Below are 14,508 nucleotides of genomic sequence, written 5' to 3' on the forward strand. Positions count from 1 at the left end.
GAGGGCCGCAATTGCGTTTTGACGGAGTGTGCCTCAGCGGCCTGCTGGCCGGAATCGGCAATCGGTGAAGCGGGCTTTCTCGGAATGCGAAAGGCCGCGGCCTTGCGTGAGGTGGCTAGAACGGCGCGCGATCGCCGCAAAGGTGCGTAATCAGCAACCGGGCCGAGACGGTCAGGCCGGCCGGATCGCGCATGCCGATCAGCAGCGAGCGCTTGGCCCAGGCATCCTGCAGCGTCACGAGCGACAGGCCCATCGACTTCACATGCGGCTCGGCGGCGATGCGCGGCAGCACGCCTACGCCCAGCCCGGCCATCACCATGCGGCACATGGCGTCGAAGCTGCGCACCTGGATGCGCAGCCGGAACGGACGGTCCAGCCGGCTGCTTTCCTCGAGCAGGCGCGCAGCCAGCGAGGTCACCTGCGGCAGGCTGACGAAGTCGTATTCGAGCGTATCGGCGTAGCGCACCGGCCCGCGCTCCGAAAGCGGGTGGCCCGGCGGCGTGACCATGACCAGCTCGTCCTGGCGGTACTCCACGGTCACCAGGCCCGCGCTCGGCGTGCGGTCGGCAAAGATGCCGACGTCGGCGCGGTTCTCGACCAGCGCCGCGACGATATCGCTGCTGTTCTGCTCTTCCAGTTCGATGCGGATGGTCGGGTGCAGCCGCATGAACGTCGCGAGGTCATCCGGCAGGAACTGCGTGATGGCCGAGGTGTTGGAGCAGACGCGCACCTGTCCGCGCACGCCGCTCGCATAATCCGACATCACGCCGGCCATGCGTTCGACGTCCTGCAGGATGGTCAGCGCGTGGTGGAAGCAGGCCTGCCCGGCCTCGGTGAGCTGCACACCGGCGGCGTGACGGAAGAACAGCGGCGCGCCAACGGCCGCTTCCAGGTCCGAGATCCGCTTGCTGGCGGCCGCCACCGCCAGGTGAGACTGCCTGGCGCCCGCCGAAATGCTGCCCTGCCGGACCACGGCCACGAACAAGCCGAGCGTGACAAGATCGAAGCGGGCCAGGTTCATTGCAGGCGTTGCCGGAGTGGGTTGGCGGACGGAAGTCCGGGGCTCAGAGATTGCGCCGGTCCATCACCGCACGGGCAATGGTGCCGGCATCGACGTACTCGAGTTCACCGCCCACCGGCACGCCGCGCGCCAGGCGCGATACCTTGAGTCCGCGCGCCTTGAGCATTTCGCCGATGTAGTGCGCGGTCGCTTCGCCTTCGCTGGTGAAGTTGGTGGCGACGATGACTTCGCCCACCGGACCGCCCATTTCCGGATCGGTGGCACGTGCCAGCAGGCGATCGAGATGGATTTCCTTGGGACCGATGCCGTCGAGCGGCGAGAGCCGCCCCATCAGCACGAAATACTTGCCGCGATAGGTCAGGGTCTGCTCGATCATGACCTGGTCGGCGGGCGTCTCCACCACGCACAGGACCGAGGCGTCGCGCCGGTCGTCCAGGCAGGTCTCGCAGATTTCCTGCTCGGTGAAGGTATTGCAGCGCGCGCAATGGCGGATATGGTCAGCCGCGCCGCGCAGGGCGTCGCCCAGCTTGCGCGCGCCTTCGCGGTCGTGCTGCAGCAGGTGGTAGGCCATGCGCTGGGCGGACTTCGGCCCCACGCCGGGCAGCACCCGCAGCGCCTCGATCAGCGCCTGCAGCGAGGTCGGCGGCGATGCCTTCACGGCCGCTCTCCCGTCGTCGACATGGACATTGCGCGCATCATCGTGCCGGCAGTATCGATCAGAACGGCAGCTTGAAGCCCGGCGGCAGCGGCAGGCCCGAAGTCATCGAGCCCATCTTTTCCTGCGTGGTCGCCTCGGCCTTGCGCACGGCGTCGTTGAACGCGGCGGCCACCAGGTCTTCCAGCAGGTCCTTGTCGTCGGCCAGCAGGCTCGGATCGATGGTGACGCGCTTGACGTCGTTCTTGCAGGTCATGACCACCTTGACGAGGCCGGCGCCGGACTGGCCCTCGACTTCGATCAGGGCCAGTTGCTCCTGCATCTTCTTCATGTTTTCCTGCATTTGCTGGGCTTGCTTCATCAGCCCCGCCAGTTGACCTTTCATCATGATGGAATGCTCCTGGATTCGATGGTAAACGGATGGAAGGCCGCGCCCCGCGCGGCCCGGAAAATCAGGCTACGCGCGGCTGGATCGAACCGGGCACGATCTGCCCGCCAAAATCGCGCAGCAGGCCTTGCACAAATGGATCGGCCTCGATATTGGCCTCGGCCTCGGCCTGGCGCTCGGCGCGGGCCTGGGCATCGGCCGCGGCGGCCGTTTCCGAAACCGCGCCGATTTCGCACTGGACACGCACTTCGACGCCGAAATGGTCCGACAGCACCTGCTGCAGGCGTTCCGCGACGCCATTCTCGCCGATGGCCGCGACCGGGATGCGCAGGTGGAAGGTGCGTCCCACCACCTGGGTCAGTTCGCTCTGGTACGCCAGCTGTTGCGCCAGGCCCTTGATCGACAGGCTGGCAGCCAGTGCAGGCCACGCGCCGGTGAACACGGGCGGCGTGCCGTCTTCCGCCGCGACGGGCGGCCGTGGCGCGACCGCTGCAGCGACGGGCCGCGCGCGCGGGGCCTCCGGCGCGGGGGCCTCGGGTTTTGACTGGCGCGCGGGAGTCGTCGCCTTCGGCGGCAGGCTCGCGGGCTCGCTGTCATAAGGTCCAAAGGCTGGCAGGTCGGGCGGCAGGTCTTCCCACGGCGGGATGTCGCTGCCACCGGCGGCTTCCCACGGTGGCACGCTTTCCGTTTCCGGCTCGGGCTTGCGAGCCGGTGCAGGCCTCGCAGCGGGCGCGGGAGCGGGAGCGGGAGCGGGACGTGACACCGTAGTGGGCGCGGGCGCGCGCAGCGGCTGAGCCGGCTGGCGCGCGGCGCCACCTGTCGGCGACGGCATGGGCGCTGCGACCGGCGTACGGCCGCCACCGCCGCGAGCAGCGGACGCCTGACGTGCCGCCGCCAGGGCCGCCCGGGCCGGCGACATCGGCGCGTCGCTACGGGCATCCGGCATGGCCGGCGCTGCAGCGACCGGAGCCTGCGCCACGGGCGCGGCTGCCGGCGGCGCGGCGACCGCCACAGGGCGGGCTACCGGTTCGGCGGCGGCAACTGGCGCCGCAACCTGCGCGGCAGCCGCAGACCGCGCGCGTGGCGTGGCACCACCGCCCTGCCCCGCTGCCGTGGCGGGCAGGGGCTCCGGACTGGACGACGGGCGGAAGGCCAGCATGCGCAGCAGCGTCATGGTGAAGCCCGCGTACTCGTCGGGGGCCAGCGCCAGTTCGTTGCGGCCGAGATTGGCAATCTGGTAGAACAGCTGGACTTCCTGGGCATCGAACACGCCAGCCAGCCGGCGCACGTCGCCGGCTTCCGGCCACTCTTCCTGCACCGATGCCGGCACGGCCTGCGCCAGTGCGATCTTGTGCAGCAGGGAACCGAGATCCTGCAGGGCCCCCGCGAACGACAGGCTGCGGTCGGCCATGGCATCGGCGATACCGATCAGCGCGGCGCCGTCCTCGGCAGCCAGCGCATCGAGCAGCTGCACCAGGTAACCCTGGTCGATTGCCCCCAGCATGCCGCGCACGGCTTCCTCGGAGACCTGGCCGGCGCTATAGGCAATGGCCTGGTCGGTCAGCGACAGCGCGTCGCGCATCGAGCCGTGGGCCGCCTGGGCCAGCAGCCGCAGCGCGTTGCCGTCGTGGCCGATGCCTTCCTGCGCCAGGACGTTGTCCAGGTGGGACACGATCTGCGCCGGCGGCATCTGCTTGAGGTTGAACTGCAGGCAGCGCGACAGCACCGTGACCGGGATCTTCTGCGGGTCGGTGGTGGCCAGGATGAACTTGACGTGGCCGGGCGGCTCCTCCAGCGTCTTCAGCATGGCGTTGAAGGCGTGGTTGGTCAGCATGTGCACTTCGTCGATCATGTAGACCTTGAAGCGCCCCGCCGTCGGCGCGTACACCGCCTTGTCCAGCAGCTGCGCCATTTCGTCGACGCCGCGGTTGGAGGCCGCGTCCATCTCGATATAGTCGACGAAGCGGCCGCTGTCGATTTCCGTGCAGGCCTTGCACTGGCCGCACGGCTGCGCGGTGATGCCGCCGTTGCCGTCAGGGCCGGTACAGTTCAGGGCCTTGGCCAGGATCCGGGACAGCGTGGTCTTGCCGACCCCGCGCGTGCCGGTGAACAGGTAGGCGTGGTGCAGCCGTTGCTGTTCCAGCGCGTGCGTGAGCGCGCGGACCACGTGCTCCTGGCCGACCAGCGTGGTGAAATCCCTGGGGCGCCATTTGCGCGCTAGAACTTGATAACTCATGGCGGCGATTGTAGCAAAAGGCGGCGCGCCGACGGCGGCCGCCGCGGCAACCCGCCCGCCCGCCAGGCGTGGCGCCGCCTGGGCTCGCGCCGGGCCCGGTCAGCCGCATTCCCCCACGTATCCGCAGTTGGCGCACTTGGCACAGCCGTCCACTTTGTGCAGGGCGTGCGCGCCGCACTCCGGGCAAGGTTTTCCCGTGCCGAGGGCCGGATTGACCGGGGCAGCGGCAGTGGCGCCCTCGCCGTTCTCCGCCGCGACGGCGGCGCCCTCGCGCCTGGCCAGGCGCGCCGCCAGCCCGGCCACCGGCACCTGGCCGCCTTCGGCGTCCAGGAAGCCGCGCTTGATCAGGATGCGCTGTAGCGCATACCCGATCGCCGCCACCTCCGAATCATGGAAGCGCGGCACCTCCGTGCCGTCCTGCCGGGCCAGCGTGCCGTAGCGCACCGTGCCTTTGTCCCACACGACATTGCGCATGTCGGCGAGCGACTTGGCCACCGACCCGCCCGAGCGCGCCACCATGGACAGCAGGCGCATGGTCGATGTGATCCACTGCTGCCCCTCGCTGCGCTGCCCGGCCGGCATGAAGAACTCGATCGGCCGCTCGATCTCGACCGGCTTGCCATCGAGCATGCCGCTGACCCGCAGGAAATTCACGGTCAGGTAGACGGTCTTGTGGCCCTCGTAGGTCATGTAGTCGAGCTTGGAGGTCACACCTTCCAGGTCGCCGACCGGGCGGCTGCCGAACGGGCGAACCAGCGGATCGTCCGCCGCCGGCGCCGCGACGGGTGCCGCCGCCGGCGCGCTGACGGACAGAACGGCACCGAGCACGCTGTTCGGCCGGTACGTCGCCAGACCCTTCAGCCCCGCCTTCCAGGCCTCGAAATACAGGTTGCGGAACGCCTCGTACGGATAGTCCTCCGGCACGTTGACGGTCTTGCTGATGCTCGTGTCGATATAGGGCTGCACGGCCTGCAGCATCCGCATATGGTCCAGCGCCGACATCTGCAGCGCCGTCACGAACGCGTCCGGCAACTGCTCCATGTCGGCACCCGTGTGACGGTAGAGCCGCCATGCGTGGTCGGCCACCTCGTAGGCGCGGTAGCTGTTGTCCGGCATGCGCTTGCGGCGGTTGTACGTCCACGAGAACGCCGGCTCGATGCCGTTCGACGCGTTGTCGGCAAACGCCAGCGTGATCGTCCCCGTCGGCGCGATCGACAGCAGGTGCGAGTTGCGCAGCCCGTTGCGCCCGATAGCCTCGCGCACGGGCTCGGGCAGCCGGCTGGCGAAGCCGCTCTGCAGGTAGGCCTCGGTATCGAACAGCGGAAACGCGCCCTTCTCGGCGGCCAGTCCGGTCGATGCCAGGTAGGCCTCGTCGCGCATGCGCTCGGAGATGCGGGCGGCAATTTCGCGTGCCGGCTCGCTGTCATAGCGCAGGCCGAGCATCACCAGCGCGCTGCCAAGGCCGAGGAACCCCAGGCCCACGCGGCGCTTGGCCTGCGCCTCGGCCCTCTGTTCGGGCAAGGGCCAGAACGTCGCGTCGAGCACGTTGTCCAGCATGCGCGTGGCCACGCGGACGACCTCCGCGAACGCATCGAAGTCGAATTCGCTGTCCGCCATGAACGGCTTGCGCACGAAGCCGGTCAGGTTGATCGACCCCAGGCAGCAGCAGCCATACGACGGCAGCGGCTGCTCGGCACAGGGATTGGTCGCCTCGATGGTCTCGCAATAATAGAGGTTGTTGTCGGCGTTGATGCGCGACAGGAACAGGATGCCGGGCTCCGCGTGATCGTAGGTCGCGTGCATGACCTGGTCCCACAGCAGGCGCGCGGGCATGCGGCGGTAGACCCATTGGCCGTCGTCGCGACGGTACGCGCCACTGGCGATCAGGTCGGCGCCGGGCTCGGCCTCGTGGATCAGTTCCACCTCGTCGTCGCCCTCCACCGCGCGCATGAACGCGTCGGTGACCCCGATCGAGATATTGAAGTTGCTCAGTTCGCCCTTGTCCTTGGCGTGGATGAAGCTCTCGATATCCGGATGGTCGCAGCGCAGCACGCCCATCTGCGCGCCGCGCCGCGCGCCGGCCGACTCGACCGTCGCGCACGATGCGTCGAACACCTTCATGAAGGACACCGGCCCCGATGCGCGCGAATGCGTGGCGCGCACCAGCGCGCCGGCCGGGCGGATGGCCGAGAAGTCATAGCCGACGCCGCCGCCGCGCCGCATGGTTTCGGCAGCCTGCGCAACCGCCGTGTAGATGCTGGGCCGGCCCTCGCGCGGCTCCGACACTGAGTCCCCGACGGGCTGCACGAAGCAATTGATCAGCGTGGCCTGGATACCGGTACCCGCGGCGGAATTGATCCGCCCGGCCGGCACGAAGCCGTTCTCCTGCGCCCACAGGAAACGCGCCGCCCAGGCTTCGCGCTGGTCTTCGGCCTCCACCTGCGCCAGCGCGCGCGCCACGCGCTCACGCACGTCCGTGACGCTCTGCTCTTCGCCCTTGGCATATTTCTCCAGCAGGACTTCGGTCGAGATTTCCTGCGGCGCCAGCGCGCCGCGGAGGATCTGGTCGTTTGCGTTCATGTCTTGGCTCACCATTCGTGTCCGGATTGGGCAGCCGGTATGCTCGTGCCATGACAGCGAATATCGCCTGTCCCAAATCAAGCTTGATGCAATTTCAACGCAGTGCGCCACTCTGGGTTACAATAGCGGTCGGACGGGCCTCCTCGCATGGTGGCGCGGTCAACCTGGTCAGGTCGGGAACGAAGCAGCCATAGCCGTTTTCCACCAGTGCCGAGGGCCAGGCTCGTCCACCTCATTCCTTCCCGCTTTGCCTCTCGCTTTGCCGCCCGCTTCCCGTCATCCGATCGGAACACGGGCCGTCCCGCAAGAATCCCCTACGCATCCCCAGGCTTTTCCGGCAACTTGTTGCAGCCGGCCACACCGGGCATTCCGTCACTTTAGTACAGCGGGATTCCGGGCGCCGCCTCCCGCATTCTGCGCCGATTCGGGCGAGACAGCAGGACGCGGCCCGTCAGGCATTCAGAACAAGGAGCCTTGCACCGGCTCCGCAGCCGGCGCGGACAGCGCTTCGACCGGAATCCACTCGCCATTCGACGTGGCCACGCCAGCCTCCACCGGCTTGCCGGCGAACATCGGCGCCACTGCGGCCACGTAGCGCATGAGCTGGGCACGATAGGCGGCATGTTCCTGGGGCAACAGACGCAGCTTGTAATCGATGATGACGACCCTGTCTTCGAATTCGACCAGGCGGTCGATACGCAGCAGCCTGCCCCTTGCATCATAGAGTTCGACCTCATTGCGCGCGGACATCGCATCAAACGGCTGCAGCAGCCGCGACAGCGCCGGTGCCGCGAGCATTGCCTGCACCGCGCCGACGGCCTCTTCCACCTGCCCCTGCCATGCCTGCCGCGCGCCTGGGGAGCCGGCCCCCGCCAGCGGGAACCAGCGCAGCACGGTCGGCACGTCCGGCACGGCATCGAACGCATCGGGATAGCGCGTGATCCGCTCCAGCAGTGCGTGGATCAGTTCGCCATGGCGGGCCGCGGCGGCATTGAAGACGATGCCTTCGGATTCATCGGCCGACGCTTCGAGCAGTAGCTCCCCCATGCCGTCGGCATCATCATCATCAAAGGCCACTACGTCCGCCGCATCGTGATAACGCAGCCGGAAATCCGTGAAACGCACGGGCTCACTCAGGCGCGAAGCTGCGGGCAGGTTGTCCGCCACGGTGGGCGGACGCTCCGCCACGGCGTCTGCCACGCCGGCGGCCTGCAGTCGCACATACCAGCTGCCCGCGATCTCGCTGCCCGCTTCGGATTCAGCGTTGCGGCTCGCCCGTCCCCTGACGCCGCTGACCAGCAAACCCTGCTGCGCACGCGTCATCGCGACGTACAGCAGATTCCAGTTCTCGCGCTCGCCCAGCGCGGCTTCGGCCTCGAACAGCGGCGCGCGGGCCAGCCCGCGCTCGCTGCGCTTGCCGTAGGCGGAGAAATGCCGCGGCACGCGCGACTCCGGCGACCAGTCGATCAGGATCCCGCCACGATCGGGCGCCGGGTCGCTGTGATTCGCATCGAGCAGCACGACGAACGGCGCCTCCAGCCCCTTGGCTGCGTGGACGGTCAGGATATGCACGGCATCCAGGCCCGCCTGCGTGGGGTCCTCGTCGGCGGGTTCGGCGTCGTCCGCCATGCCGCCCTCGTCAGGGCTTTCCTGCTCGTCGCCACGCCGGATTTCCTGCAGCTCGTCGATGAACTTCGGCAGGCTGGGATAGCGGCCGCCATCCAGGTCGAGCGACAGCTTCAGGAACGCATCGAGGTTGGCCAGCACCTGCTCGCGGATATCCGGCGGCGCCGCTTCGGCGTAACGCCGCCGCACTTCGCCGCCGTGGAAAATCTGGTCGATCAGGTCATGCACCGGCTGGTGCGGCGCCAGCCGCAACCAGCGCCGCAGCCGCGCCACGCCTTCGCGGACGGCATCGGAACAGGCTTCCGGCACGCCGCCTGACTCGATGCGCGCCCACCAGCCGCCCTCGCCTTCCTGTTGCGACAGCGCTATCAGGTCATCGTCGGTGGCTCCGACCAGCGGGCTCTTGAGCACGTGTGCCAAGTCCAGGTCGGATTCCGGCGTCATCAGGAACGCCAGCAACGCAGACAGGTCCAGCGCCTCCAGCGTGGCCAGCAGGCCGCCACGGCGCGGGCTCAGGCACGGGATGCCGGCCTCGCGCAGGGCGCGCTCGTAGTCGGCCAGATGGGTCTTGCGCCGCACCAGCAGGTGCATATCGCTCCAGCGCGCCGGCCTTCGCTCGCTGCCCTCATGAACCGGGACCGTATCGTGGATATGCCGCAACCATGCCGCGACGCGCCGCCCCTCTTCCAGGCGCAACGAGTCGCCCTCGTGCTGCCGCGGCTGCAGCAGCGTGTCGCGATGGCCGGCTTCGGTTTGCACATCCGAAGGCGTGCCATCTTCCTCGGCCGCCGCAGCGGCCGATCCGCCGTCCTCAGGCTCCACCAGCGGCAGCAGCCAGACCGGGCCGCCGCCTTCCGGCAACGCGGTGGTCTGGGTCTCGTAGAGCGGATAGCGGCCCTCGCCTCGGGCGGCATCGAACACGGCGTTGACCCACGCCAGCACTTCGGTGCGGTTGCGGCGGGTGCGGTTGGTGCGTAGCACCGTGGCCCCGAACTCCGCCTGAAGCATCGCGCTTGCGGCACCGAACAGGCGCGCGTCGGCGCGACGGAAGCGGTAGATCGACTGCTTGGGATCGCCGACCAGGAACACCGTCGGGCGCTCGCCCAGGCCCGCATAGCCAGCCAGCCATCCCTGCAGGATGCGCCACTGCAGCGGGTTGGTGTCCTGGAATTCGTCCAGCAGCAGGTGGCGGTAACGCGCGTCGAGGCGCACCTGCAGATAGGTGGCGGTTTCTTCCTCGGCCATCAGGCAGGCGGCCTGCCACTCGAGGTCGGCGAAATCCATCGCGCGCTGCTCGCTCTTGTACTGCTGGTAGCGGTCCAGCAGTGCGTCGCCAAAGCGATAGAGCGCCAGGTTGACGGCAAGCACCGCGGCCTCGCAGCGGCGCGCGCTGATCTCGTCGAGCATCGCGCACAACTCGCCGTGCTGCGCCACCAGCGCATCGGCCTGCGATTCCCCGCCGGCCGCCTTGACCAGCGCGCTGGTTCGGCGCAGCGAACGCGGACTGCCCGCCGCGGTGAAGAATGCGGTGCGCAGCAGGGCGAACGCGTGTTCGGCCGGCTTGCCAGCGGCCGCTCCGTCCTCGCGCCAGTTGCCGATGGCGATCAGCGCGTCCTGGATCCGGCCCGCGTGGGCTTGTTCGGTCTTGCCGCCGGCACCGAGCCGCGATGCGAGCGCTTGACACATTTCAAGCCAGGCTTCGTCGCTGAGCACCGGCACCAGAACGTCGCCCTGCGCATCTTCGCCAAGGCAATCGGCCAGCGCCCGGGCGGGGTCGCCACCTTCGCGCATGGCCCACCATTCGCTGCGTGCATGGAACATGGCGTCGAGCAGGCCACGGGCCTGGAACTCGCCGACTGCATCCACCAGCGTCTCATAGGCCTGCCGCAGCTCGGCATAGCGCGGCGCCGCGAGCGAGCGCCAGACCGGGGCCCATGCTTCGCGCTTCATGCGCAGCGAGTCCTCGCGCAGGGACGCGCCCGGCACGACCCCGGAGGCAAGCGGTGCGCCCCGGAGCAGCGTGCCGAACCAGCCGTGAAAGGTGTCGATGGCCATGCGTCCGGGCGCCGCCAGCACCTGCGCATGCAGGCGCCGCGCACGCGGCAGCGCTTCATGCGCGGCCTGCGTCGTCATGCCGCGCATGACCAGCGCCTCGACCACCGCGTCGTCGCTGTCGCGCGCCATCTGCGCGAGCACTTCCAGCAGGCGCTCGCGCATCTCTTCGGCCGCCTTGCGGGTGAACGTGATGGCAAGCACTTCGTGTGGCGCGGCACCCGCCAGCAGCAGGCGCACCAGGCGCGCCACCAGCAGCCAGGTCTTGCCGCTGCCGGCGCAGGCTTCCACCACCACGGAGCTGGCGGGATCGCAGGCCGCGCGGGTGAAATCGGGCTCGCTGACGGGCTGGCCGTCGCGCAGGTAGGCGTGGACTGTCATGATGTCAGCACCGGCACGGCGGTGGATTCCCAGAAGCCCTTGCGGCACAGGCCACGGGCACTGCAATAGGTACAGGCCGACGCGTCGCCGAACGCCGGCAGCCGCGCGCCCTGGCGCAGGCGCATGACGTCGTCGCGCATCTGCCGCTCCAGCCACGCCACGGCGGCGTCGAAATCCGGAAGGTCGACTTCGCGCTGCGGCGCGGCGGCGCCTTCGCGCGCGCCCTCCAGCGCCACCCAGCTTCCGCCCACGGCATCGGCACGCAGCAGGCCATAGAACGGCAACTGGCAATCCTCCTCGACCTCGCTCGCCTTGCGCTTGAGGCGCGTGGCGCTCTGCGTCTTGTAGTCGAGCACGGCATGCGTGCCATCGGGCCCCTGGTCGAGCCGGTCGATGCGGCCGTTCAGCCGGATCGGCTTGCCGTCCGGCATGGGCAGGTCCACGCCCGCGTCGACCTCGCCGCCGCGCCAGTACCATCCCTGCGCTTCGCGCGCGGTCTGCCAGGACACATAGGAAGGCAGCACTTCGCACCAGCGTCGGTAGTAGCCGATCGCATTGCCGTCCTCGGCCATCAGCGCGCCGAAGACGTCGTCCGAGATTTCGCGCAACCGCTCGAGCCGCGCCGCTTCCGGCACCGCCTCGCCGCGCTCGCGGCGCGCCAGCAGTTCGCGGTGGTAGCGCAACAGCACGCGGTGCAGCAGGTCGCCGATATCGCGCTTTTCCAGGTCGTCGCTGACGATCTCGAGCCCGGCCAGCCCCAGCATGCGGCCGGCGAAAAACTGGTAGGGACAGCGACGCAGCATGTTGTAGGCCTGCGCGCTCCAGCGGGCCGGCACCAGCTCCGGTGCCGCCGGCGCGGGCATGCCACGCGTATCGGCGAACGTCTGGTGGAAGAGCGGCGCCATGCTCGCATCGATCTTCACGCCCGCACGCGCGCAGCATGCGGACAGGCGCTCGATCCAGCCGGACACGTGCTTGGGCTCGCCACGCCCGCCCAGGCGCTGCCAGGTCAGCACCACGTCGTCATTGTTCAGCAGGACTTCCGCCAGGTCGCGGGCCTGCTGCGCAAAACGCGCTTCGCGGTCCTCCAGTTCCAGCTCGCGGCGCATCTGGTTGGAGAAGAACATCAGCTCCGCGGCGCTCGACGGCAGCTGGGCGTCGTCGCAGCCCACCACCACGACCCCGTCGAAGCGCCGCATGCGCGCGCCGTTCAGCGGCAGGATCGTGATCCGCGCCGCGCCGCTGGCCGGTGGCTCCTTGTAGGCCACCGACTCCAGCAACGCAGACAGCATCGAGCGGAATTCCGCCTGGGACAGCGTGGCGTGCGCACTGGTTTCGTCGGACGGCAGCTCCTGCAGCCGCGCCAGCGCGTCAAGCAGCTGGCGGCCAGCTTCCTCCGCGGCGAGGGCGGCGCGCATGCCGAGCGCGTCGAGCGTACCCTCCAGGCAACGGAGCCACATCGACAACGGATGCTGAGCAATGCCGCGCGGCCAACGGGCCGCCTCATCGGCGAGCACGAGAAGCAGGTCACCCGCGCTGCGGCGCGCCGCTTCCGCACGCTGGACTTCCGCATCGTCGGCGTCTGCCGACACGGATGACGACGCGCCGGACAGGTGGCGCAGCCGGTCCCATCCGCCGCTGATACGGTCACGCCGGACCTGACGCTCGATCAACGCGATAGCGGCGCCGCGATCCGGGAATTCGGGCAGGCAGAAGGGGCTCTTCAGCAAATCGAGCAGCGCGGCAGTGTCGCCATCGCGCACCAGCAAGTCGAACCAACGCATCAGCGCCGCGGCCGCGCGCGTGGTTGAGAGCTTCCAGCCGGTTTCATCACGCACGGGTGCGCCCGCGCGGGCCAGCAACGCCCGCACGCGCCTTGCCACGACGCGATCGTGCGCGACCAACGCAATGTTGCGCCGGCCTGCGTTGAGCCATTGCACGAGCTGATCGGCCGCGGCGGCCGCTTCATCTTCGAAGCGGGCAGCGCCGATGACGCGGATCGATGGCCGCGCTTCCGGCAACGCGGGCAGGGCATGCGTGAATGGCGGCGCATCGTCGTCAGTGGCAATACGTGCCTCGGGCCACAGGGCAACCAGCGTCTCATACCAACCGGCGGCCTCGTCCTTGTGTCCGGCTTCGGTGGCCCCGGACCAGTCGTAGCCAACCGCGAGCACCGGCACCAGCTCGGCGGCATCGTTCAGGAACGCGGACTCGATCGGCGTCGGCGGCGTCGGGGCGATCCACACGACCGGCCCGCGCAGTTGCTGGGCAAGCTGCCGCAACGCGCGCCGGCGCGATGGCATGGGATCGTCGGGACCGGACAGCGCCTGCCAGAACGCCAGCACGATGCGCGCCTCCTCGCCGAGCATCCGCTCGGTCAGATGCGCATAGGTCCGTTCCAGCGCGCCCTGCAGCAGCGATGCGCGATCGGCGCCGTCCATGGCTTCGCCATCGCTCACGGCGACGTCCTCGAGCCAGCGCGTATTGAGTTCGTCGCAGACCGACAGCAGCGTCTGCGCCAGGCCCCACGCCGCGGACTCCGTTTGCGCGCCGAACGAGCGCCTCAGCCAGTCCTGCGCGCGCACCGCCTGCTGCACGGCCAGCAGGCGCGCGGCGGGGCTGCGCACCGGCGTGCCATCGGGCGGCAGGTCTAGCAGCCAGTGGCCGAGCGTCACGACGCGCGGCAGCAACCGCGGCCGGCCGGCCGCGCGCGCCACGGCATCGAGCGCCATGCGCACGCCTGGAATCTGCGCCGCGGTCGGCACGACCACATGCGCGGCGGCTTCCGGCACACCGCAGTGGTCAAGAAAATGCCAGGCAGCCGCAGCCGCCTGGTCGAGGAAATCCGGGCCGGGACGAAAGCGCAGTGGTGTCATGGGCGCGCGTGCCGCGGGTCAGGCGGACTGCGGGAGGCAAAGGGTGAAAACAAGGGAAGGAAACAACGGCTATTGCGGGAACGGCTATTGCGGGAACAACGAAGGCCGCTTCCCGCGCACTGAAAAGTCAGCGCGCGGGGCGATCTGCAAATCGCGCGGGCTGCCCCGCACCGGATTCAGTCCGAACCGCCCTCCAGCCGCGCCCGGATCTCGCGCGCGGTTTCGAGCAGGCCTTCATAGCCCGAGCGCGCGTGCTCGGGCAGGTCCGGGTCGCCGACCAGCGTGCCCAGGGTTTCGATGATGCTGTAAACCAGCCCCTTGGCCGCGCCGCTGGCAATGCTTTCAGTCTCCACCGCGCTGCTGATGTGGTCCAGCGCGTCGCTCAGGTGTTCCACATCCGGAGACGCCGGCTCGGCGTCCGGCTGCGTGGGCTTGCGGGAATCAGGAGTCATGTCGATGGCCTTGTCAATGGCGCATGGCGCGCAGGAAGTGCTGTCCTTCTATTCTACGCGTCCGGCGGGCGCATCCGGCACACGTGCCGGGCAAATCAGAGCCATGGACAACGTGCGGCATAGCCCACATCCTCGATTGCGGAAATCTCTCGCCGCGATTGAAACAACCATTCATGCGCCTCGCAAATCCAAGGCAGTATATATGCACCGCCGTCGATTATCCGGACTGCCAATGGGCTCT

8 protein-coding genes and 1 other RNA gene are annotated in these 14,508 nt (G+C 69.1%); 1 reads left to right on the top strand and 8 read right to left on the bottom strand.

What is annotated here, in order from left to right; genetic code table 11:
• Positions 1 to 115 precede the first annotated feature (115 nt).
• The 5 genes from AC3FKG_RS12285 to AC3FKG_RS12305 all read right to left on the bottom strand — a co-directional run bounded on the left by AC3FKG_RS12285 (position 116) and on the right by AC3FKG_RS12305 (position 6,880).
• A complete protein-coding gene (locus AC3FKG_RS12285; RefSeq protein ID WP_483708496.1) occupies positions 116 to 1,021 on the bottom strand; it encodes a LysR family transcriptional regulator in 906 nt (301 codons plus the stop codon).
• A 43-nt stretch (positions 1,022 to 1,064) separates the two neighbouring features.
• On the bottom strand, positions 1,065 to 1,679 hold the full coding sequence (recR, locus tag AC3FKG_RS12290) for a recombination mediator RecR (protein ID WP_483708497.1): 615 nt from the start codon (positions 1,677 to 1,679) through the stop codon (positions 1,065 to 1,067).
• A 58-nt stretch (positions 1,680 to 1,737) separates the two neighbouring features.
• Positions 1,738 to 2,064 (bottom strand): YbaB/EbfC family nucleoid-associated protein, encoded by a 327-nt coding sequence (locus tag AC3FKG_RS12295; protein WP_224009115.1) that lies wholly within the window; start codon positions 2,062 to 2,064, stop codon positions 1,738 to 1,740.
• Positions 2,065 to 2,128: 64 nt separating this feature from the next.
• Positions 2,129 to 4,300, bottom strand: coding sequence for a DNA polymerase III subunit gamma/tau (locus AC3FKG_RS12300; RefSeq protein WP_488743209.1), 2,172 nt, complete (start codon positions 4,298 to 4,300; stop codon positions 2,129 to 2,131).
• Between the two features lie 99 nt (positions 4,301 to 4,399).
• Positions 4,400 to 6,880 carry an adenosylcobalamin-dependent ribonucleoside-diphosphate reductase gene (locus tag AC3FKG_RS12305; protein WP_488743210.1) on the bottom strand — a complete coding sequence of 827 codons (2,481 nt, stop codon included), beginning with the start codon at positions 6,878 to 6,880 and terminating at the stop codon, positions 4,400 to 4,402.
• Positions 6,881 to 7,012: 132 nt separating this feature from the next.
• Here AC3FKG_RS12305 and ffs point away from each other — a divergent pair.
• Positions 7,013 to 7,111: signal recognition particle sRNA small type (gene ffs / locus AC3FKG_RS12310), an RNA gene on the top strand.
• A gap of 228 nt (positions 7,112 to 7,339) precedes the next feature.
• Here ffs and AC3FKG_RS12315 read toward each other — a convergent pair.
• The 3 genes from AC3FKG_RS12315 to AC3FKG_RS12325 all read right to left on the bottom strand — a co-directional run bounded on the left by AC3FKG_RS12315 (position 7,340) and on the right by AC3FKG_RS12325 (position 14,267).
• Positions 7,340 to 10,939 carry a UvrD-helicase domain-containing protein gene (locus tag AC3FKG_RS12315; RefSeq protein ID WP_488743211.1) on the bottom strand — a complete coding sequence of 1,200 codons (3,600 nt, stop codon included), beginning with the start codon at positions 10,937 to 10,939 and terminating at the stop codon, positions 7,340 to 7,342.
• On the bottom strand, positions 10,936 to 13,815 hold the full coding sequence (locus AC3FKG_RS12320) for a PD-(D/E)XK nuclease family protein (RefSeq protein WP_488743212.1): 2,880 nt from the start codon (positions 13,813 to 13,815) through the stop codon (positions 10,936 to 10,938). The genes AC3FKG_RS12315 and AC3FKG_RS12320 overlap by 4 nt, the downstream gene beginning before the upstream one ends.
• Before the next feature lie 176 nt (positions 13,816 to 13,991).
• Positions 13,992 to 14,267: a hypothetical protein gene (locus tag AC3FKG_RS12325; protein ID WP_483708502.1), complete on the bottom strand. Its 276-nt coding sequence runs from the start codon at positions 14,265 to 14,267 to the stop codon at positions 13,992 to 13,994.
• Positions 14,268 to 14,508 lie beyond the last annotated feature (241 nt).

The sequence above is a fragment of the Cupriavidus sp. 22TCCZM04-2 genome (genome assembly GCF_057798895.1).

Coding starts and splice junctions, on each gene's coding strand:
- AC3FKG_RS12325 (WP_483708502.1), bottom strand. CDS start 14,267: ATGACTCCTGATTCCCGCAAGCCCACGCAGCCGGACGCCGAGCCGGCG.
- AC3FKG_RS12285 (WP_483708496.1), bottom strand. CDS start 1,021: ATGAACCTGGCCCGCTTCGATCTTGTCACGCTCGGCTTGTTCGTGGCC.
- AC3FKG_RS12315 (WP_488743211.1), bottom strand. CDS start 10,939: ATGACAGTCCACGCCTACCTGCGCGACGGCCAGCCCGTCAGCGAGCCC.
- AC3FKG_RS12305 (WP_488743210.1), bottom strand. CDS start 6,880: ATGAACGCAAACGACCAGATCCTCCGCGGCGCGCTGGCGCCGCAGGAA.
- AC3FKG_RS12295 (WP_224009115.1), bottom strand. CDS start 2,064: ATGATGAAAGGTCAACTGGCGGGGCTGATGAAGCAAGCCCAGCAAATG.
- AC3FKG_RS12300 (WP_488743209.1), bottom strand. CDS start 4,300: ATGAGTTATCAAGTTCTAGCGCGCAAATGGCGCCCCAGGGATTTCACC.
- AC3FKG_RS12320 (WP_488743212.1), bottom strand. CDS start 13,815: ATGACACCACTGCGCTTTCGTCCCGGCCCGGATTTCCTCGACCAGGCG.